20 protein-coding genes are annotated in these 20,054 nt (G+C 71.5%); 3 read left to right on the top strand and 17 right to left on the bottom strand.

Annotated elements, in window-relative coordinates:
* Positions 1 to 59: 59 nt before the first annotated feature.
* Both ACIBMZ_RS15990 and ACIBMZ_RS15985 read left to right on the top strand, forming a co-directional pair.
* Positions 60 to 1,136: a hypothetical protein gene (locus ACIBMZ_RS15990; RefSeq protein WP_396694319.1), complete on the top strand. Its 1,077-nt coding sequence runs from the start codon at positions 60 to 62 to the stop codon at positions 1,134 to 1,136.
* A gap of 131 nt (positions 1,137 to 1,267) precedes the next feature.
* Complete coding sequence (locus ACIBMZ_RS15985) at positions 1,268 to 2,314, top strand: hypothetical protein (protein WP_396694317.1); 1,047 nt, start codon at positions 1,268 to 1,270, stop codon at positions 2,312 to 2,314.
* Positions 2,315 to 2,391: 77 nt separating this feature from the next.
* Here ACIBMZ_RS15985 and ACIBMZ_RS15980 read toward each other — a convergent pair whose 3' ends face one another.
* Positions 2,392 to 3,294 (bottom strand): hydroxymethylglutaryl-CoA lyase, encoded by a 903-nt coding sequence (locus ACIBMZ_RS15980; RefSeq protein ID WP_396694315.1) that lies wholly within the window; start codon positions 3,292 to 3,294, stop codon positions 2,392 to 2,394.
* 74 nt (positions 3,295 to 3,368) lie between these two features.
* Here ACIBMZ_RS15980 and ACIBMZ_RS15975 point away from each other — a divergent pair, with 74 nt between their 5' ends.
* Positions 3,369 to 4,025 (top strand): GntR family transcriptional regulator, encoded by a 657-nt coding sequence (locus ACIBMZ_RS15975; protein WP_396694313.1) that lies wholly within the window; start codon positions 3,369 to 3,371, stop codon positions 4,023 to 4,025.
* Between the two features lie 31 nt (positions 4,026 to 4,056).
* Here the strand turns inward: ACIBMZ_RS15975 and ACIBMZ_RS15970 are convergent, their stop codons facing one another.
* The 16 genes from ACIBMZ_RS15970 to ACIBMZ_RS15895 all read right to left on the bottom strand — a co-directional run bounded on the left by ACIBMZ_RS15970 (position 4,057) and on the right by ACIBMZ_RS15895 (position 19,993).
* Positions 4,057 to 5,016, bottom strand: coding sequence for an ABC transporter ATP-binding protein (locus tag ACIBMZ_RS15970; RefSeq protein ID WP_396694311.1), 960 nt, complete (start codon positions 5,014 to 5,016; stop codon positions 4,057 to 4,059).
* Positions 5,013 to 6,050, bottom strand: coding sequence for an ABC transporter ATP-binding protein (locus ACIBMZ_RS15965; protein WP_396694309.1), 1,038 nt, complete (start codon positions 6,048 to 6,050; stop codon positions 5,013 to 5,015). The genes ACIBMZ_RS15970 and ACIBMZ_RS15965 overlap by 4 nt, the downstream gene beginning before the upstream one ends.
* Positions 6,047 to 6,913: an ABC transporter permease gene (locus ACIBMZ_RS15960; protein WP_396694307.1), complete on the bottom strand. Its 867-nt coding sequence runs from the start codon at positions 6,911 to 6,913 to the stop codon at positions 6,047 to 6,049. Before ACIBMZ_RS15960 ends, ACIBMZ_RS15965 begins: the two co-directional genes overlap by 4 nt.
* Positions 6,906 to 7,919 (bottom strand): ABC transporter permease, encoded by a 1,014-nt coding sequence (locus ACIBMZ_RS15955; protein ID WP_396694305.1) that lies wholly within the window; start codon positions 7,917 to 7,919, stop codon positions 6,906 to 6,908. The genes ACIBMZ_RS15960 and ACIBMZ_RS15955 overlap by 8 nt, the downstream gene beginning before the upstream one ends.
* Positions 7,919 to 8,554: an isochorismatase family protein gene (locus ACIBMZ_RS15950; RefSeq protein WP_396694303.1), complete on the bottom strand. Its 636-nt coding sequence runs from the start codon at positions 8,552 to 8,554 to the stop codon at positions 7,919 to 7,921. The genes ACIBMZ_RS15955 and ACIBMZ_RS15950 overlap by 1 nt, the downstream gene beginning before the upstream one ends.
* An 11-nt stretch (positions 8,555 to 8,565) precedes the next feature.
* Positions 8,566 to 9,738 (bottom strand): CaiB/BaiF CoA transferase family protein, encoded by a 1,173-nt coding sequence (locus tag ACIBMZ_RS15945; RefSeq protein WP_396694302.1) that lies wholly within the window; start codon positions 9,736 to 9,738, stop codon positions 8,566 to 8,568.
* Between the two features lie 193 nt (positions 9,739 to 9,931).
* Positions 9,932 to 11,347 (bottom strand): FAD-dependent oxidoreductase, encoded by a 1,416-nt coding sequence (locus ACIBMZ_RS15940; RefSeq protein ID WP_396694301.1) that lies wholly within the window; start codon positions 11,345 to 11,347, stop codon positions 9,932 to 9,934.
* Positions 11,344 to 12,132, bottom strand: coding sequence for an alpha/beta fold hydrolase (locus ACIBMZ_RS15935; RefSeq protein WP_396694299.1), 789 nt, complete (start codon positions 12,130 to 12,132; stop codon positions 11,344 to 11,346). Before ACIBMZ_RS15935 ends, ACIBMZ_RS15940 begins: the two co-directional genes overlap by 4 nt.
* A gap of 1 nt (position 12,133) precedes the next feature.
* Positions 12,134 to 12,643, bottom strand: a complete 510-nt coding sequence (locus ACIBMZ_RS15930) for a BMC domain-containing protein (RefSeq protein WP_396694297.1) — start codon at positions 12,641 to 12,643, stop codon at positions 12,134 to 12,136.
* Position 12,644: 1 nt separating this feature from the next.
* Complete coding sequence (locus tag ACIBMZ_RS15925; protein WP_396694295.1) at positions 12,645 to 12,932, bottom strand: EutN/CcmL family microcompartment protein; 288 nt, start codon at positions 12,930 to 12,932, stop codon at positions 12,645 to 12,647.
* A gap of 19 nt (positions 12,933 to 12,951) precedes the next feature.
* Positions 12,952 to 13,581, bottom strand: a complete 630-nt coding sequence (locus ACIBMZ_RS15920; protein ID WP_350698211.1) for a hypothetical protein — start codon at positions 13,579 to 13,581, stop codon at positions 12,952 to 12,954.
* A 1-nt stretch (position 13,582) separates the two neighbouring features.
* The gene (locus ACIBMZ_RS15915; protein WP_396694293.1) at positions 13,583 to 14,740 is read right to left on the bottom strand and encodes a methyltransferase domain-containing protein; all 1,158 of its coding nucleotides are present in this window, start codon (positions 14,738 to 14,740) and stop codon (positions 13,583 to 13,585) included.
* A complete protein-coding gene (locus ACIBMZ_RS15910) occupies positions 14,737 to 15,504 on the bottom strand; it encodes a hypothetical protein (RefSeq protein ID WP_396694291.1) in 768 nt (255 codons plus the stop codon). The genes ACIBMZ_RS15915 and ACIBMZ_RS15910 overlap by 4 nt, the downstream gene beginning before the upstream one ends.
* A gap of 35 nt (positions 15,505 to 15,539) precedes the next feature.
* Positions 15,540 to 15,839, bottom strand: a complete 300-nt coding sequence (gene eutM, locus ACIBMZ_RS15905) for an ethanolamine utilization microcompartment protein EutM (RefSeq protein WP_396694795.1) — start codon at positions 15,837 to 15,839, stop codon at positions 15,540 to 15,542.
* Between the two features lie 90 nt (positions 15,840 to 15,929).
* Positions 15,930 to 17,936 carry a hydantoinase B/oxoprolinase family protein gene (locus ACIBMZ_RS15900; RefSeq protein WP_396694289.1) on the bottom strand — a complete coding sequence of 669 codons (2,007 nt, stop codon included), beginning with the start codon at positions 17,934 to 17,936 and terminating at the stop codon, positions 15,930 to 15,932.
* On the bottom strand, positions 17,933 to 19,993 hold the full coding sequence (locus ACIBMZ_RS15895; RefSeq protein WP_396694287.1) for a hydantoinase/oxoprolinase family protein: 2,061 nt from the start codon (positions 19,991 to 19,993) through the stop codon (positions 17,933 to 17,935). Before ACIBMZ_RS15895 ends, ACIBMZ_RS15900 begins: the two co-directional genes overlap by 4 nt.
* Between the last annotated feature and the right edge of the window lie 61 nt (positions 19,994 to 20,054).

Genomic DNA, 20,054 nt, shown 5'->3' with positions numbered 1-20,054 from the left:
AGTCAGCGAGTCCACCGGCTCCAGCATGGAGGACACCAGAACATGTGAGGAGCAGACAGATGAGAATCGCCATCCGCCGGTCCCTGACCGTCACCGCCACCACGTGGTGCGCCGCCACGCTGCTCGCACTACCCGCCGGTGCCGCGCAGGCGGGGCCGGTCGACCCGCCGGAGCCGGGCAACTGTGCCGAGAGAGTCTCCGGAACCCTGACCGCCAACGCGTCGACGGTCGGCAGCGGGAGTCCGGTCACGGTCTCCTGGAGCGGCCGGGTCACCACGCCGTTGTGCAGCGACGAGGTCACCTTCCGGGTCGGCACGGCGTCGGTCCTCGCCTCGGAGCAGGTCGCCGCGACCGGCGCCAAGGTGTTCCGGCCGCTCGTCGGCACGACGTTCCACCTCTACGCCGTCTATCCCGGCGGGTTCAAGTCGGTGGCGTCGCGATATGTCGGCATCACCGGTGAGGCCCGCGTCGAGGTCTCGATCAACCAGCTCCAGGTCGTCAAGGCGCAGGAGAGCTCCGGCGACGAGCCCTGGCTGATGATCTTCCCGATCTTCGCCGACGGCACCACCATCGACGCCGGCAACCTCGCCAGCGCCAGCGCCCGGGTGATGAGCGCGCCCGGTACGCACGGGATGCTCGGGGTCAGCAGCGTGCGCACCAACACCGTGGTCAACGTGCCGCCGGCGCAGGGCCGGTTCAGCACCGTCGTCCAGCCGGTCCGCAACCTGCCGGCTCCGCTCGCCGACAGGATGAGCATCGTCGGCTTCGCCGTGATCGCCCTCGAGGAGGACGAGACCCCGACCACCGCCGCGGTCGCCGGCCGCAACGCCGCGCGCTCCGCGCTGACCACCGAGATCAACACGCTGATCCGCGAGTTGCGGGAGCCCACCAGCGCCGACATCACGCGGATGCACGCCAGGGTCGCCGAGGCCGCCACCGCCGCCGTCGTGCAGGAGACCGTCAACTCGTGGAACCCCATGGGCTTCATCGACCCTGACGACGTGATCGGTGCCGGTTTCCGCTACCTGACGCTTGAGCAGATCAAGACCAGCTCGACGGGCACCCAGTCGTTCGCCATCCCGGTCGAGGGCCAGGGCGCCTCGTACATCATCCGCGGCACCATCAGCCGGACGTAGATCGAACCGCCCCCGGACACGTGCCCCGGGAACCCCGATCCCGGGGCACGTGCCGGGGATCTCCGAAGCCTCCCCAGGGGCCCCACGCCCCGACCATCGACCTACGACACCAACCCAGCAGGGAGTATCCGATGAGGTCCACCGTCCGTCGGTTCATCGCCACCGTCGCGGTCGCCGCCACGCTGCTCGGTCTCTCGGCCGGCGCCGCGCAGGCCGGCCCACTCGACCCGCCGGAGCCGGGCAACTGCGCCGAGAAGGTCTCCGGAACCCTGACCGCCAACGTGTCGACGGTTCGCCGGGGCGCTCCGGTGACCGTGTCCTGGGTCGGCGCTGTCACCAGCGCCGTCTGCCTCGACGAGGTCACCTTCCGGGTCGGGACCTCGATCCTGACCTCCACTCAGGAGAACCGGGTCGGCGCCAAGACGTACCGCCCGGTCACCGGGACCACGGTGCACCTGTACGCGGTGTACGGCAGCCAGTTCCGGTCTCTCGCCTGGCACCATGTGGCGATCGAGAACGAGACACCCGTACGGATCGAGGTGACGTCCGTGCGGGTGGTCACGGCACAGGAGTCCGGCGGGGACGAGCCGTACCTGATGATGATGCCGTTCGTCTTCGACGGCCACGATCGGACCGGCGGTGCCGGACCCGGGTTGCGGATGCTCTCCGCCACCGGCCACCAGGGCATGCTCGGGTCCTGCCCGCCCGTGGTCGCCGGCCGCACCTGCCCGGTGCCCGGCACGGTCGGGCGGTGGGACACGATCATCTACCCGTACCAGGACGGGTCGGCCCACAGCGCCGAGTTCGGCGTGGGTCTGATCGTCGTGGCGATGGAGGAGGACTCCACGCCCCACAGCGAGGCGATCGAGATCCGTGACCTCGCCCGCAGCGTCGCCCGGGAGGAACTGCCGACACACCGGAACTGGGTGAACGAGAGCAGGGTGGCCTCGTTCGGCCACAAGGTCACCGGGCCGGTCGGTACGGCGGTCCGCGGCGAGCTGTGTTGCACCCTCGCGCAGGCGGTGCGGGACAACGACGACCTGATCGGGACGGAGATCACCGCCCTCAGCCAGTCCTCGCTGATGTGGCCCGGGAGCCGGATCGAGAAGGTCCTCTACTTCATCAACGGGCCCCAGGGCGGCAGGTACGAGGTGCGGGTGACGTTCAGCCGCCGCTGACCTCGTCCGGTGCCTCCGGCAGTCAGCCGGCGGCACCGGGACGTGCGCTCGATCGGTGTGTGCACCCGTCGACCCGGCTAGGAAGGGTCGGCCGGGAACCAGCCGGCCCGACCGAGGGCGCCGGGCAGCCGGTCCCTGCCGAGTTGCTCGCCGATCCACGCCGCCGTCTCGATGACCTTCGACGGGTCGAGGCCGGTGGGGTGGCCGGAGCGGTGCAGCGCGTAGGTGAGGTCCTCGGTGGCCACGTTGCCGGTGGCCGCCGGGGCGAAGGGGCATCCGCCGATCCCACCGACGCTGGCGTCGAGCACGGTCACGCCGGCCTCGACCGCCGCCAACGCGTTGGCGACGGCGGTGTTGCGGGTGTCGTGGAAGTGGGCGCGCAGTGGCACGCCCGGTGCCGCCGCGGCCACGGCGGAGACCAGGGCGCGCACCTGGACGGGTACGCCCACCCCGATGGTGTCCGCGAGGGCGATCTCGTCGGGTTCGCCCTCGACCAATCGCCGCGCCAGGTCGCCCACGGTCGCCGCGGCGACGTCGCCCTCGAAGGGGCAGCCGAAGGCGGCGGCCACGGTCACGCTGGCTCGTACTCCGGCGGCGTGGGCGGCCTTGGCGATGTCGGTCCAGGCACCGAGCATCTCCTCGACGGAGGCGCCCTGGTTGCGTTGGCTGAAGGTCTCGGTGGCGACCACGACACAGTTCACCTCGTCCACCCCGGCCGCCAGGGCACGGTCCAGTCCGCGTCGGTTGAGCACCAGGCCGATGTACGATACGTCGCTGCGTCGTGGCACTGCGGCCATCACCGCTTCGGCGTCGGCCATCTGCGGCACCCGGTCGGCGCGGACGAAGGAGACCGCCTCGACCCGCCGCGCTCCTGCTTCGACGCAGCGCCGGATCAACTCGATCTTGCTTGCCGTCGACAGGATCTCGGGCTCGTTCTGCAGACCGTCCCGTGGAGACACCTCCACCACCTGAACCACCATATGTATACAATCTCAGACTGTCAGACCGGCGGCAAGGGTGCCGACGACATGCGGCTCACACGACGGAGGCACGGGTGACGAATGCCGCGGAGGACGCGTACGAGGCGCTGCGGAGCGCGATCCTGAACGGCTCGATCGGCCCACGCGCCCGCCTGGGCGAGATGGAGTTGTCCCGGCAGTTCGGCGTCAGCCGGACGCCGATCCGGGAGGCGCTGCGCCGGCTCACCGCGGAGGGCCTCGTCGTCTTCCAGCCCAACCGTGGGGCCCGGGTCGCCGAATGGTCGCTCGGCGACCTGCAGGACATCTACGAGATCCGCGCCCGGCTGGAGAGCTACGGCGCGGCCCTGGCCGCCAAGCGCATCGAACCCGAGGTCCTGGACCGGCTGGACGGGCTCTGCGATCAGATGGAGGAGCTGGCCCGGCGGATGGGTCCGCAGGACCTGGACCGGATCGCCACCCTCAACGCCGAGTTGCACAACGCGGTGCTGAAGGCCGCCGCCAGTCCCCGGCTCACCTCGCTGCTGTCCGCGGTCGTGGAGGTGCCGCTGGTCGTGCGGGCGTTCCGCCTCTACACGCCCGACGCCCTGGCCCGCAGCATGGCCCACCACCGGGACCTGGTGGCGGCGCTACGGGCCAGGGACGCCGAGTGGGCGTCGAGCACGATGCGGGCCCACGTGCTGGCCGCCCGGACGGTGCTGCTCGACGGCATGGTGGACCGCCCCGAGCTGTGACCCGGTCGTCGCCACCACGCCGCCGGGCAGGTCAGCTCCCGGGCGCTCCGGGTTTGATGCAGGCCACCTCCCGGTCGGCGCCGATCGGCGTCAGCCGCACCTCGGTCTGTACACATCGGTCCTCACCGACCGGGCAGCGTCCGTGCAGGACACATCCCGAGACGAGCTGGGTCGGGCTCAGCGGGTCACCGACCAGCCGGGCCGGGGGCAGCTCCTGGTCGGGGTCGACGGGCAGGGCCGCCGCCAGCAGCGCGCGGGTGTACGGGTGTTGGGGATCGGCGAACACCAGCTCGGACGGACCGGTCTCGACGACCCTGCCCCGGTACATGACCACGATGCGGTCGCTGACGTACCGGACCGTGTGGATGTCGTGCGAGATGAACAGGTAGCCCATGCCGAGTTCGGCCTGCAGGTCGGCGAGCAGTCGCAGGATCTGGGCGCGGACCGACAGGTCGAGCGAGGAGGTGGGTTCGTCGAGCACGATCAGGGACGGCTCGGTCACCACGGCCCGGGCGATGCCGACCCGCTGCTGCTGCCCGCCGCTGAGTTCACCCGGATAGCGCCGGGCCATGTCGGGGGCGAGTCCGACCTGGTCGATCATCTGCGCGACCCGGGCACGGCGCTGCGCCGTGGACATCGCGGGCCGGTGGATGGCGAGTGGTTCGCCGATGATGTCGGCCACCCGCATCCGGGGGTTCAGCGACTCGAACGGTTCCTGGAAGATGATCTGCAGCTTCGCGCGCAGCCTGCGCATCTCGGTGGCGGGCAGCGCGAGCATGTCGGTGCCGTCGAAGCGCACCGAGCCCCGGGTCGGTTCGATCAGGCGCAGGGCCAACCGACCCAGCGTCGACTTGCCGGAACCGCTCTCGCCGATGACCGCCACGGTCTCTCCGGCGTCCACCGCGATCGACACGTCGTCCAGCGCGTGGACGCGGGTGGCGCCACCGACGTGGAACTCCTTGCTGACGTTGGTCAGCTCCAGCAGACTCACCGCGCTGCCTCCTTCTCCTGGGGCAGGTGACACCAGTACGTCCGACCGGACGTCTGCGTCACCGCGGCCGGGACCACCTGGGCGCACGGCTCGAAGGCGTGCGGACAGCGGGCCCGGAAGGGGCATCCGGACGGGTAGTCGATCAGGTCGGGCAGTCGACCGGTGAGGTGCACCAGCGGCTCGCCGGGCCGGGGAACGGCCCGGATGAGCGCCTGGGTGTACGGGTGGCGGGGGTCCCGGAGGACCTCCCGGACGGTGCCGTGTTCGATGACCCTGCCGGCGTACATGACGACGACCCGGTCGCAGTACTGCGCGACGACGCCGAGGTCGTGGGTGACCAGCAGCATCGAGCGGTCGTGTTCGCGGACCAGGCGGCGGATGAGGTCCAGGATCTGCCGTTGCACGGTGAGGTCCAGGCCGGTGGTCGGTTCGTCGGCGATCACGAAGGCCGGATTGAGCAGCATGGCCATGGCGATCACCACGCGCTGGGCCATGCCGCCGCTCAACTGGTGCGCGTAGCCGTCGAGTACCCGGTCCGGGCCGGCGATGCCGACGTCGGTGAGCGCGGTGCGGGCCCGGTCCCGGACCGCGCCGTCGGCCTTGACCCCGTGCGCGGCCATGATGGTGGCGAACTGCCGGTGGATGCGCATCACCGGGTTCAGGGCGCTGAACGGGTTCTGGGCGATGAAGCCGATCTCCTTGCCGCGTAGTCGGCGCAACTCGGTGCGGCGCAGGCCGAGCAGGTCGACACCGTCGAAGCGGGCGGTGCCCTCGACCACCCGGCCGGGGGGCCGGACCAGGCCGAGGATGGACCGGATGGTCACCGACTTGCCGCATCCGCTCTCGCCGACGACGCCGACGATCTCGGCCCGGTCGACGTGGAAGTCGACGCCGTTGACCGCGTGCACCAGTCCGTCGGGGGTGTCGAACCGGGTGGTCAGGCCGCTGACCTCCAGCAGACGTCCGCCGGGTCCGCCGGACGACGGCGGGGTGGGCCGGCTGTCGGGTCGACGTCGTGCGTTGAGCAGACTCATCGTTGCCTCGCCCGGCCGAAGGTGTCCTGCAGTTCGTCGCTGATGGCGTTGAAGCAGAGCACGGTGAGGAAGATGGCGAGTCCGGGGAAGACCGAGACCCACCACTGGCCGGTCGTCATGTTCTGCGCTCCTGTCTGGATCATCGCGCCCCAGCTCGCGTCGGCGGCGTTGATGCCGATGCCGAGGAAGGAGAGCGAGGCGATCACGACGATCGAGTGCGCGACCGCCAGTGACGCCTGGGCCAGGATGATGCCGGTCATGTTCGGCAGGACGTGCCGGAACATCACGCGCGGCCCGGTCGCGCCGATGGCGTGGGCCGCCTCGATGTAGCGGCTCTCCCGGATGGTCAGTCCCTCGCTGCGGACCAGACGGACGAAGCGGGGGACGTTGATGATGGCGATGGCCACGACGACGTTCTCGATGTTGTTGCCCATCAGCGCGACCAGGGCGATGGCCAGGATCAGCAGCGGGAACGCCTGGAACACGTCGAGGGCCCGGACCACGCGTTCGCCCCACGGTCCACGGTGCAGGGCGGCCAGCCCGAGCAGTACGCCGATCACCAGCGAGATCAGCATGCCGGCGAGGGCCAACGGGATGTCCACCCCGGCGGAGGCGATCAGCCGGCTGAACACGTCGAGGCCGAACTTGTCGGTGCCCATCCAGTGCTCGCCGTCGGGTGCGGTGAGGGTGTTGGTGGTCGGTTCCGTCGGGTCGTGCGGCAGCGGTGCGAGGTAGGCCGCGGCGAGCAGGCCGGTCAGGACGGTGCCGGGCAGCCAGAGTCGCCACCGCCGACGGCCCCGGGGGCGTTTCCTGGTGGTCGGGGCGGTGACCGTGGTGGGGTCGGCGGCCAGGGTCTCAGTCATAGCGCACCCTCGGATCGAGCGCCGCGACCAGGATGTCCAGCGCGGTGAAGGCCAACAGGGTCCCGAGTCCGGCGGCCAGGATGAAGCCCTGCACGGCCGGGATGTCGAGCTGGAGGATCGAGTCGATCGCCCACTCACCGAAGCCACCCCAGGAGAAGATGGTCTCGATGATGGCCGCGCCGCCGAGCAGCGCGGCGAGCAGGATGCCGCCGTAGGTCAGGATCGGGGTCCGGGCCTGGCGGAAGGCGTACGCGAGGACGGTGCGCTCGCGCAGGCCGCTGGCGCGGGCGAACTCGACCTGTTTGGACTCCAGCGCCGGCACCAGGGAGGCGTACGTGCTGCGGGCGAAGTACGCGGAGTAGTAGATGCCCAGCGTCAGCACCGGCAGCACCGAGTGCGCCACCGCCGATCGGAAGGTGCCCATGTCGCCGGAGAGCAGCGAGTCCAGCAGCAGCGCTCCGGTCACGGTCGGTGGTGGCTCGTCCATCAGGCCGAGGCGACCGACCGGGGCCGGTGCCCACCCGGCGAGATAGAAGAGCAGGTAGATGAGCAGCAGCGCCAGGAAGAAGTCGGGGATGGACTGGAACGTGGTGACGATGAAGCGGGAGGTACGGTCGGCCACCGTGCCCTTGCGGTAGGCGCCCAGCGTGCCGAGGCCGATACCGACCAGCGCGGCGAGGGCCAGGGAGAGGAACACCAGTTCCAGGGTTGCCGGGGCGAACCGCAGGATCTCGTCGAGGATGGGCCGGTCGGTGTAGTAGGACGAGCCGAGGTCGCCGCGGACCAGGCTGCCGAGGTAGTCGACGAACCGTTCCCACAGGGGCAGGTCCAGGCCGAGTCGACGTTCGATCTCGGCCAGTTCCGTCGGGGAGGCGGCCGGTCCGGCGATGACCCCGGCCGGGTTGCCGGGTAGCGCGTTGACCAGCAGGAAGGCCAGCACGATGACGGAGAGCAGACCGACCGGGAGGAAGAGGATCCGGCGGCGGGCGTATCTGAGGACCCGCATCACGCACCTCCCGGTTCGAGCAGGGTGGTCGCCTCGTCCAGGGTCAGGACCTGGGCGTACTTGGCGCCGAGGTCGAACAGGGCGGCCTGGTGCGGGCGGGGGTCCCGGTCCAGGCAGGCGTCGGCGACGACGAGCGGGACGAATCCGTGTTGCAGCGCGTCCACCGCGCTCGCCCGGACGCAGCCGCTGGTCGAGGCGCCGGCGATGAGCAGGGCGTCCACGCCGAGTACGCGCAGGGTGCTGGCGAGGCTGGTGCCGAAGAAGGCGCTGGCGTACTGCTTGGTGACGACCGCCTCGTCGGCGGCGGGTGCCAGGACCGGTGGCGCGGCGGCGAGTTCGCTGCCGCGTTCGAAGACCCGCAGGGCGGGCACCTTGCGGGTGAACAGGCCGCCGTCGATCCCGCCGGGGGCGAGTTCGACCCGGGTGTGGATCACCGGGGTGCCGTGGCGTCGGGCGGCGGCGAGCAGGTCGACGCTGGCGCGCAGGGCCGGTGGGTTCTCGTCACCGGCGTAGAGCGGTGAGGCCGGGTCGAGGTAGGCGCGTACCAGGTCGACGAGCAGGAGCGCGCGGCGGGTGCCGTGTCCCAGGTCGCCGCCGAAGCCGGCGCTGCGGTAGTCCGCGTGGAGGTCATTCACCGTGTCCGCCTCTAGATGACGCCGCTGGCACGCAGTTCGTTGATCTCGGACTCGGCCAGGCCGACGATGTCGGTCAGCACCTGGTCGGTGTGCTCGCCGAGGCGGGGGCCGGTCCATTTGACCCGGCCGGGGGTGCGCGACAGTCTCGGCACGACGTTCTGCATCGGGAACTCGCCGAACTCGGGGTGTTCGACCCGGACGATGGCCTCGCGGGCGGCGAAGTGCTCGTCGTCGAGCATCTCCGGGGCGCGGTAGACCCGGCCGACCGGCACGTCGTGTTTGATCATGACGGCCATCAGGTCCTCGGTGTCGTGGCGGCCCGACCAGCCGGCGATGATGTCGTCGAGTTCGCCCTGGTGGCGGCCTCGGGCGGCGTGGGTGGCGAAGCGGGGGTCGGTGCTCAGTCCGGTCATGTCCATGGCCGAGGCCAGGCGCCGGAAGACGGTGTCCTGGTTGGCGGCGATGAGCAGCAGGCCGCCGTCGCGGGTCGGGTAGACGTTGGAGGGTGCGATGTTGGGCAGGATGGCGCCGGTACGTTCGCGGACGTGGCCGCCGAGCGTGTACTCGGGCAGCAGCGACTCCATCATCGCCAGGACGGCCTCGTAGATCGCCGAGTCGACGACCTGGCCCCGGCCGCTCTGGTCGCGTACGCGCAGGGCCATCACCGCGCCCAGGGCGGCGAAGGTGCCGGCCAGGGAGTCGCCGAGGCTGACGCCCACCCGGCTGGGCGGGGTCTGCGGGTCGCCGACGACGTAGCGCAGGCCGCCCATCGCCTCGCCGACCGATCCGTAGCCGGGTCGGGTGGAGTACGGTCCGGTCTGGCCGAAGCCGGAGACACGCACCATGACCAGGCCGGGGTTGTCGGCGGACAGGTCCTCGTAGCCGAGGCCCCAACGTTCCATCGTCCCGGGTCGGAAGTTCTCGACGACCACGTCGCTCTGCGCGATCAACTGGCGGGCGACCGACTGGCCCGCGGGCGTGCGCAGGTCGACGGTGATCGACTTCTTGTTGCGGGCGACGATCGGCCACCACAGCGACTTGCCGTGCGGCTTCTCCTGACCCCATTCGCGCATCGGGTCGCCCTGGCGGGGCGGCTCGCACTTGATGACGTCGGCGCCGAAGTCGGCCAGCAGTTGGCTGCAGAAGGGGCCTGCGAGCAGGGACCCGAACTCGATCACGCGCACGCCGTGGAGCGGTCCTTCGTGGTGCGTTTCGCTAGACATGGACACCTCTCATAGCAGCCCACCCGGGTGGGTGTTTGTATACAACAGTTGTGCGTCGCCCGCTGTCAACAGCGGCTTTTGCGAGCCAGAGCCAGAGCCGAATCCCGTGGTGGACCTCCGTGCATACAGGACAGGGAGTGGTGTGCCGTGTCGATCACCCGCCGAGCCGCCGACCGAGCAGCCGCCCGAACGCCAACGCCGGGGTCACCGCCATCCCCCCGCAGAACGCGGCGCCGCTGGTGGCGCCCATGCCGATCGCCTCACCGACGGCGTACAGGCCGGGAACGACCCCGCCGTCGTCGCGGCGCACCCGGAAGGCCGCATCGACGTCCAGGCCGCCGAAGCTGCAGAGCAGCGCGGCGGCCGACCGCACCGCGTAGAAGGGCGGCCGGGCCACCCGGTGGCCCAGGTGCCGTCGGCCCAGCGCGTCGACGCCCCGGTCGACCGCCAGGTGGTACGCCCGCACGGTGCGCCGCAGGCCGTCCGGATCGATCCCCGCCCGACGGGCCAGATCGGTGAGGTCGTCGGCGACCCAGGCCACGTCCCCCTGCCGCGCCTGGGCGCGGAGACCGTCCGGGCCCCACGCGGGCACCAGCGGTGACCCGGCGTCGATCGCCGCGTCGTCGCACACGATCCAGAACGCGGCGCCCGGCTGGTGCTGCACGGCCCGCTCGTGGCGCGTGACGTCGCCGAGATCCTCGGCCACGAACCGGTCGCCGTCGGCGTTGACCCAGATCTCCCGGGGTACGCGGTCGGCGGGCGCCAACTGCGCCACCTCGGACCAGAAGTCCACCCGGCCGGGCGTCGAGCGACGTTCGAGCAGGCCCAGGCGGGGGGTGTGCAGGTCGGCGAAGCGGACGGCGGCACCCAACGGCGTGGCCATCCGCATCGCGTCGCCGGTGGAGGTGGGCTCGGCGTTGGTCACCAGGCGGGGTGCGCCCGGAGTCACCGCGGAGAAGATCTCCGGGTTGGCCCCGTACCCGCCCGAGGCGAGCACCGTGACGTCGGCGCGCAGCTCACGCTCACCGTCCGGGGTCCGTACGACGGCACCGGTGACGCCACCGCCCTCGGTACACAGACGCAGCGCCCGCGACCGCAGCCGCAGCGTGACCCGACCGGCGTCCACCTGCGCGGCGAGCAGTGGCCGCAGCGTCTCGCGGATCGACCGGCCCCGGTCGACGCCCCAGTAGGTGCGGGGTCGGGAGTACGGCGAGTGCCCGTGGTAGACCACCGGCATGCCGGGGGCGAACGGGAAGCCGTTCTCGTCGAGCCAGTCGACGATGCCGGGGGCCTCGTCGACGGCCAGCCGGATCAGGGCGGGGTCGCCCTGGTGGTGCCCGATGCGCTGGACGTCGGCGAAGTGCCGGTCCGGGTCGTCGTCGATGCCGGCCGCGCGTTGGCGGCGGGTACCGGCGGCGCTCATGTGTCCGGCGGAGACCCGCAGGGTGCCGCCGATGTCGGTGCCGACGTCGACCAGGTCGACGCGGAGCCCGGCCCGGGCCGCCTCGATCGCGCAGGGCAGACCTGCGGTGCCGGCGCCGATCACCAGGACGTCGGTCCGCCCGGTCACGGTGCCCGCCCGGACCCGGTGACGAAGGAGACCACGGCGGTGGCGAACTCCTCCGGCACCCGCCACGGCAGTTGCCCGGTGGAGTCGGTCAACCGGACCGAGGTCGCGTCCGGGCGGATCTGCCGGGCGATGTCGTCGCAGTGGGCCAGCATGTCCCGGGCGGCGGTGAGCAGCAGCACCGGGCAGGGTGCGCCGCGCAGCGGCTCGGTCGGGTCGTAGCGGAAGGCGGCGCGGTAGGCCCAGTTGTACCGGTCGAACACCGAGGCGATGTTGGCCACCGCGAGGTTGACCAGCTCCGGTGGCTGTTCCCAGATGTCCAGGTACCGTGCCCAGAGGTCGCGCAGGTGCTGTCCGGTCGGGTCGATCGGCCTGTCGGGCGCCCAGGTGGCCCCCAGCCGCTCCCGTTCGGCCCGGTCGAGCACGAGGCCGGACAGGATTGCGTGGGTGACCCGGCCGGGCGCGGCGAGGTCGGTGACCGCCAACGCCAGGGAGGCGCCGGTGTGCTGTCCGGCGACGGCGAACTCGTCGATGCCCAGCGCGTCGACGGCGTCGAGCAGCAGGCGCGCGTAGCCGGGGATCTCCGGGGGTTCGGGCGGCGGGTCGGACTGCCCGTACCCGGGGGTGTCGAAGGCGTACGCGCGCAGTGAGCGGCCGAGCGCGGGCATGGCCGGCGCGAAGACGTTGGACGCCTGCGGCGACTCGTGCAACAGCACGAGTGCCGGTCCCCGGGTACCGCTGCTCCGGTAGTGGATCTGGGCCCCCGGCGGGCCCACGTATCCGCGCATGTCACTCCCCTCGCTCGGTCGGTGGTACGGGCGGCGGAGGCCGTCGCTTCGGGGCGGTCGACCGCGCGGCGCGTCGTCTCGGGCTGCCGCCGGACGCGGACGTCGCGGGGCGGTCGGCCTCGCCGGTGCTCTCCCCGACCGGGTCCGGCCGGTCCTCAGCACGAGTGGCCTCAGGTTCCGGCCCGCCAGCGTCGGTGCGTGCTGCCTCGCCGGTGTGCCGGTCGGCCGGCGGGGCGTCCCGCACGAGGTGGGCCGGTACGGCGGGACGGCCGAGCACGGTCGCGACGATCGTGCCGCCGGTCGCCGCGACGGCCTGCCGTGCGCTGTCCACCGCCGCCGTCACCGAGGCCATGTCGCCGATGAAGGAGACCGTGACGAGACCGCCACCGATGCGGCTGACGCCGATCACCGTCACCTCGGCTGCCTTGGCCATCACGTCGACGACGACGATCGAGGCAGCCAGTCCGCGCGTCTCGACCATGCCGAGCGCACCCGCATTCCACAGGTCCACGTCAGTCCTTCACATAGTTGACCCACGCCTCGGTCTCCAACCGGTCGACGATCGCGACGATGGTGGAGTCCACGGGCGCCTGGCTGGATTGCCGTTCCGCCAGTCGTGCCGCGCTGCCGCACGCGACCAGGACGACCTCGCCCCGGCCCGCGCCGACGGTGTCGACGGCGACGTACGGCTCCACGGCGTGCCCCTCACCCAGGGGCGTGACGACGAGCAGCTTGGCGCCGGTCAGCGTCTCGGCCTTGACGGTGCTGACCACCGACCCGATCACCCGGGCGATACGCATGCCGGATCACCTCGTTCCTCTAGCGCCGGGACCAGGGCGTCTTCTCGAAGGCCAGCCGGACGGCCTGCCGGGCCGACTCGATCTCGGCGTGCAGTCCGGAGACCCACAGCCGCCCGAACTGGCCGACGCCCCGGACGTCCACGATCTTGACGTCCGCCGACTTCTCCACCTCGTTGCCGACGGCGGAGATGTAGGCGGCGGGCTGGCACTCCACCACCAGCATCGACTCGCCGGCCACCAGCAGGGAGCCCTTCTTCGACCGGTTGACCAGTTGCGCCTGGTAGGCGTCGATGTTGGAGACGACCTTCGCCGAGACCAGTTCCGCGGGCTGCGCGTCGGCCTCGGTCATGCCGAGCAGGTCGAGGATGGTGCGACCGGCCTGCCGTACGGCGTCCTGCGACATCGAGTGCAGTTCGGTCATGCCGTACTGGCGCTCGACGACCTGGGAGCCGGGCCGGACACCGGCACCCTTGACGGCCGCGTCGACCAGGGCGTAGACGTCGCTGCCGGGGGATATCTCCAGGAAGAGCTGGGACATCCCCTCGACGACCGGGTCACCCGACATCACACTGCCCAGCAGGGCGGCCATCTGTGGCTGGAGTCGGTCGACGAACGCGTACGTGCGCAGCTCGACCTCGCTGCCGGCCACGTCAGCGCCGACCCACGAGCAGCGAGAGGGTGCCGCTGCGCCGACGCTCGCCGCTCTGCAGGACCCGACCGGTCGGGGTGGTGACCTCCTCGACGCACTCCCGTTTGCAGGACAGCTCCGAGCAGTCGCCGGTGAATCCGGCGTCGCGGGCGGCCTGGAGGAGGTCCATGTCCCGCATCGGGCCCCAGAACGGCTCGTTGTTGTTCCAGGTGTCCCAGTCGATGAGGAACTGCACCAACGGGTCGAGCCCGGCGTAGCCGGGGAAGTCCGCGTGGATCATCATGCCGCCGGGGGCGAGCAGCCGGTGACACTCCCGCAGGATCGCGCGGACCGCGTCCGGTGGCACCTCGTGCAGCACGATGTGCGAGACGATCAGGTCGAAGTGCCCGTCCGGGAACGAGGTCGCCTCGGCGTTCTGCTGGGAGAAGTGCACCTTGCGGCCGAGTGACTCGGCGCGGGCGTGGCCGTAGCGCAGCAGGGCCGCGCCGACGTCGACGCCGTGCACCTCGGCGTCCGGGTAGGCGTCGACGTAGGGCAGCGTCGAGTTGCCCACCCCGCAGCCGATCTCCAGGATCCGCTTCGGGCGGAAGTCCCGGTGGGACTGTTTGAGGTAGTTGTTGACCACGGACTGGCCGTAGTCGTCGTTGAGGGCACCCATCTGGCCCATGGCGTAGACGTAGACGCCCCGGTCGTAGAGTGCGCCGGCGGTGAGGTCGTCCGCCACGTACTCGCCCCGGTAGCCGCCGGGCATGGCGTGGATGTCGATGCCCCAGAAGTACCAGGGCAGCTCGAAGGCGGGATCCAGTTCGAGGGAGCCGAGCCCGCGTTCGGCCCGCTGCGCGCGGGCGGCCAGGTCGTCCCACTGCCGGGCGATGCTGTCGGCCACCACGTTCCAGAGCAGGTCCTGGCTCGCCCGGCGCACGGAACTCCAGAGCTGGTAGTACGGCTCCGGTTCCATGGCTCGGCGCACCGCTTCCCGGTCCCGGGGTGCGACGCCCGTCTCCTGCTGGTATCGGGGGGCGACGCGGTGTGCGTACAGTTCCCGGACCCCGGGGGTCACCTCGGTGGAGATGTGCGACTTCAGTGCCCGGACGAAGTTCTCGCGCGCGAGTTCGTCGTGGTTCTCTCGGGGCAGGACCCCGTGCTCCTGCTGTGTCATTTCCCCTCCCCCACCTGTGCGAAGGCCTGCCGGATGACCTCCCGGTAGGACTCCGGGGTCTCCTCCCGCACGATCTCCTCGCGCCACTCGTAGAAGACCCGCAGCACCCGGCCGACGAACGCCGCCGCCTCGGTGTCTCGGGCCTGCGCGTCGGCGTCGGAGACCGGGTAGGCGTCCACGGCGCCGCGCTCGACCACCCGCCGGTCGGCGAGGAGTTGTTCCAGGGTCGTCAACCGTTCCCGCAGCACCCACACCTCGGAGGAGAGGGTGACCACTGTGGAGACGAGGGCTTCCATGCCCGGTTCGGCGAAGAACTGCGGGCGGGCGCCCTTGGCCTTCTTGGGCAGCGGCTGCCCGGGCAGTGGTTGTGCCTGGTCGGGACGGCCCACACCCGGTCCGCCGAACGCGCCCAACGCCTTGAGCGTCTCGGTGGCCACCGTCGAGGCGTCCGCGTCCGGGTTCGCCGACAGCACGGCGGTGGCGACCGTACGGATGGTCCGTTCCGCCTGTTCCTCGGCGCTGGAACAGCCGCACGAGCAGTCGTCGGCGTCGCCGCACCCGGCGCCCGTGCCGCCGGTCGGTGTCGGTGGCGCGGGCGTCGGCGGTGGCGCGTCCTGTCCTGTTCTGCGGACGTCGATGCCCAGGTTGCGGGCCAGGTCCTCCGCGTGCGGCGAGATCAGGTCACGCGCGCCCAGAAGGATTTCGCGCGGCCCGGTCGACCGGGCGACGTCTTCGATATCGACCGCAGTCCATACCCGACTCATGTGTCAACTCCTTCGACGAGCACGCGGTGTCCTGTTCAGGCCCTGGTTCCGCCCCGGGTCGCCCCGGTCGGCAGGATCGCCTCGACCTCACCGTGCGGGCGCGGGATGACGTGCACGGAGACGACCTCACCGAGCCGGGAGGCGCTGGCGGCTCCGGCGTCGGTGGCGGCCTTGACCGCGCCGACGTCGCCGCGCACGACCACGGTGACCAGGCCACCGCCGACGTACTCGGTGCCCACCAGCACGACGGTGGCGGCCTTGACCATCGCGTCGGCGGCCTCGATCGCCGCGACCAGGCCACGGGTCTCGATCATTCCGAGTGCGGACATCTGCAGGTCAGCCATGACGGTTCTCCTTCGATCGTTCGTCGGCGGGCGGGTGTCCGCCGGTGTTCAGGGCCTTGCTGGTCCGGCTGCGGTGCCGGTTCATCCCCCGGTCACCTGCCGGGCGATGCGGTGCACGAGCACCTCGAGTGGGGTGCGGGGGGTCGTCTGCGGGCGTGTTCCGCCCGGCCGTTGACCGCCGGGTGCCGCCGACGACGTACGGCCGGGCGCGGTGCCGGCGGCGGGTGGTGCGGGCGTACGCCGGGATGCCGGTTCGCGGGGCGGTTCGAGGCCGGTCTCGGCCCGGCACCGGGCCCGCAGTTCCTCGACCGTGCCGCCGTGGTGGAAGCGGGGCAGCTCCGATCGGCTCGCGGCGATCTCGGCGCGGAGTCTGCGGGTCTGCTCGTCGTCGACGCGGTCGCCGACCAGGACCACCCCGTGGCGGCGGGCGCCCTCGACGGTGACCAGTCCCCGTTCGACGTCGTGGCGTACCTGCTCCGGGTCGCGTTCCAGCGGGTCACCCCACCCGCCGCCGCCCCAGGTGACGAAGTGCAGCAGGTCGCCGGGGCGTACGTCGAGGTGATCGCACTTGGCCGGCACCGTCTGCCGCGATCCGTCGGCGCGTTCCAGGATCTTCGTGCCGCGTTGTCCCGGCTCGCCGCCGAGCACGCCCCAGGGTTTGGTGAACCACCGGTCGTCGTGGATGGAGACCTGGCCTGGTTCGAGGAACCGGTAGCCCACCCGGATGCCGTTGCCGCCACGGTGCTTGCCCGCACCGCCGGAGTCCGGGATCGACTCGTAGGACTCGATGCGCAGCGGGTAGTACGCCTCCAGGTACTCGTTGGGCACGTTGGTGAACGAGGGCCACATCGAGTGGCCGTCGAAGCCGTCGCCGACCGGTCGGGCGGGCACCCCGCCGAAGCCGATCTGGTAGAGCTGGAACCAGGTGCCGGAGCGGTCCAGGCCGGAGTACATCAGGTGCGGGCTGGAGGAGAACCCGGCGGCGCAGAGGAAGTCCGGCCGGCACTGGCCGAGCAGTCCGGCCAGGACGTCGAAGAGTCGGCCCAGGGCGTGCGTCCGGCAGGACAGTGCCGCCGGTCGTCGGGGCTTGAGCAGGCTGCCCTCGGGGATGCGGACGTCGACCAACGGGTAGAACCCGTCGTTGAACATGATCAACGGGTCGACGGCCATGATGGTGTACACGCCGAAGAACATCCGCAGCACGTTCTCGTTCAACAGGAAGTTGATCGAGCCCTCGGCCTGGTCGCTGGTGCCGGTGAAGTCGAGCACCACCCGGTCGCCGTCGCGCCAGAGCGTGCACCGGATGCGGAACGGCCCGCTGCCGCGCCCGTCGTCGTCGATGTAGTCCTCGAAGGTGACCGGCTGTTCGGGGACGACCTGCCGGAACAGCTTCGCCATGGCCTGGCGGTTGCGTTCCAACAGCAGGTCCAGCGTCGAGAGGTAGGTGTCCAGGCCGAAGCGCTCGCACAGTTCCCGGACCCGGGTCTCGGCGGTCCGGCAGGAGGCGAGCACGGCGTTGAGGTCGGCCCGGTTCCAGTTGGGCAGGCGTACCTGGTTGAGGACGGTGTCCAGCAGTTGCTGGTCGAGTGTCCCGCCGCGGAACAGCTTCACCGGCGGGACGATGACGCCCTCTTCGTAGATGGACACCGCGTCGGTCGGGAGGCTTCCCGGCACCTTGCCGCCGACGTCGCTCATGTGGCCGAACATCGCCGCCCAGCCGACCAGCGTGCCGTCGGCGTAGATCGGCAACAGCACCAGCCAGTCGTTGGCGTGGCTGATCGCGCCGTCGCAGGCGTACGGGTCGGAGGTGAAGAAGACGTCGCCCTCCTCCACCGTGCCGTCGTAGCCGGAGAGGAAGCCGTCGATGAAGGAGCCGAACTGTCCGGCGACCATCCGGCCCTTGCGGTCGGCGATCAGCGGGAAGGCGTCGTTCTGTTCCCGGATGCCCGGGGACATCGCGGTACGCAGGACGACCGCGTCCATCTCGAAGCGGGCGTTGCGCAGGGCGTTCTCGACGATGTCGAGCACGGCGGTCTCGACCTCGACCGGACGCGGCGCCCGGGTCGTCTCGACGATGACGGCGCTCATCGGCGCACTCCCTCCTCGGCGGGCAGGACGAGCAGGTTGCCCAGCCTGTCGACGCGCGCGACGCAACCCGGCAGGACCAGGCTGGTGGAATCCATCTCGACCACGATCGCGGGTCCGCGCAGTTCGTCGCCGGCACGCAGCGCGGTGCGGTCGTAGAGGGCCGCCTCCTGCCAGCCGCCGTCGACGTACACGCGTTGGCGGCCGATGACCGCGCGGGAGGCGTCGTGGTCGCCCGACTCGATCTCGACGGGTCGGATCCGTTCGGCGTCGGAGACCCCCACCGCCCGGATGTTGACGATCTCGTGCTGTTCGTCGAGGGCGAAGCCGAACAGGCGTCGGTGAGCCTCGTCGAAGCCGTCGCGCAGCGTGGGGATCAGTGGCTCCGCACCGGAGGCCGGGACGCTGACGGGGACCTCGAAGCCCTGCCCGTGGTAACGCACGTCGGCCTCGAAGCGGACCGTACGGGCGTCGGCGGGCACCTCGGCCCGGTCGAACTCGGTGTCGATCTGGGTGGCCAGGTCGCTGAACTCGCGGCGCAGCAGCGTCTCGTCGAGGTCGTCGAGGGGGCGGACCAGTGACCTGTTCGCCTCGGCGCGGACCCCGGTCGAGGCGTCTCCGTAGGCGCAGAGCACACCCGGGGACTGCGGGATCACCACCGGCCACGATCCGAGGAGCTTGGCCAGGGCGTTGGCGTGCAGGGGGCCCGCGCCGCCGAATCCGAAGAGCGCGAAACGTCTCGGGTCGTAGCCGCGCTGCACCGAGACCAGTCGCAGGGCGCCGAGCATGTTCTCGTTGACGATGTCGATGATCGCGGCGGCGGCGGCCTCCACCGTCACGCCGAGCCGGGCCGCGACGGTGCCGACCGCGGTGCGGGCCTTGTCGACGTCGAGGGGCATCGCGCCGCCGAGCAACGCGTGTGGCAGGTAGCCCAGCACGACGTTGGCGTCGGTCACCGTCGGCAGTTCGCCGCCGCGCCCGTAGGTGGCCGGGCCGGGCAGGGCCCCGGCGCTGGCCGGGCCGACCCGCAGCGCGCCGGTCAGTTCGGGGACGTGGGCGATGGAGCCGCCGCCGGCACCGACGGTCTGCACGTCGATCGAGGGCGAGCGGACGGCGAGGTCGGCCACCGTCGTCTCGCGCCGGATGACCGGGGTGCCGTCCTCGATCAGGGCGACGTCGGTGGAGGTGCCGCCCATGTCCAGGGTGAGCAGGTCGCGGAAGCCGGCGGCCGGTCCGAGGGCCACCGCTGCGGCGACGCCGCCGGCCGGTCCGCTCATCAGCAGGCTGACCGGGATGTCCTCGGCCCGTTCGAAGGTCATCAGTCCGCCGTCGGAGCGCAGCACCCGGCGGTCGCCGACGAGGCCCTCGGCGACCAGTTTGCTGCTGAGGTTGCGCAGGTAGGCGCCGACGCCGGGGCGGACGTAGGCGTTGGCGACGGTGGTCAGGGTGCGCTCGTACTCACCCAGCTCGGGCAGGACACCGGCGGAGGTGGAGACCGGTACGCCGGGTGCCTCGGCCGTGGCGATCTCGGCGGCCCGCTGTTCGTGGGCGGGGTTGGCGTAGGCGTTGACGAAGCCGATGGCCAGGGCGTCCACGCCGCGGTCGACCAGGTCACGGACGGCGGCCCGGACGGCGGTCTCGTCCAGCGGCTCGATCTGGTTGCCCCGGGCGTCCAGTCGGCCCCGGATCTCGCGGACGTCCTCGAGTGCGACGAGTTCGGCGGGTCGGTCCCAGACGATCCAGCCGCCGAGTCCGCCGGGCACGTACGACCTGGCGATGTGCAGAACCTGCCGGTAGCCGACGGTCACGATCAGGCCCACCCGGGCGCCCCGGCGTTCGAGGACGGCGTTGGTGGCCACGGTCGTGCCGTGCAGGAACTGGCGGATGTCGGCGGCGCGGGCGGTGGCGTCGGCGAGGACCCGGGTGACGCCCTCGACGACGCCGACGGACTGGTCCTGCGGCGTGGAGGGCACCTTCGTGCGGCGGGTCCGGCCGGTCGCCTCCTCGATCAGAAGGACGTCGGTGAACGTGCCTCCGACGTCGACTCCAAGTCGGTACATCAACGACCTGCTTTCTCGGTACGTCAGTCGCGAACAGTCGTCACCGGCGGGTCCCCCGCCG

Origin of the sequence: Micromonospora sp. NPDC049900, from assembly GCF_044461025.1 — a bacterium.
GTDB lineage: Bacteria > Actinomycetota > Actinomycetes > Mycobacteriales > Micromonosporaceae > Micromonospora.
Note: the sequence above shows the minus strand (reverse complement) of the source record. Positions and strands in the feature narration are given on the sequence as shown.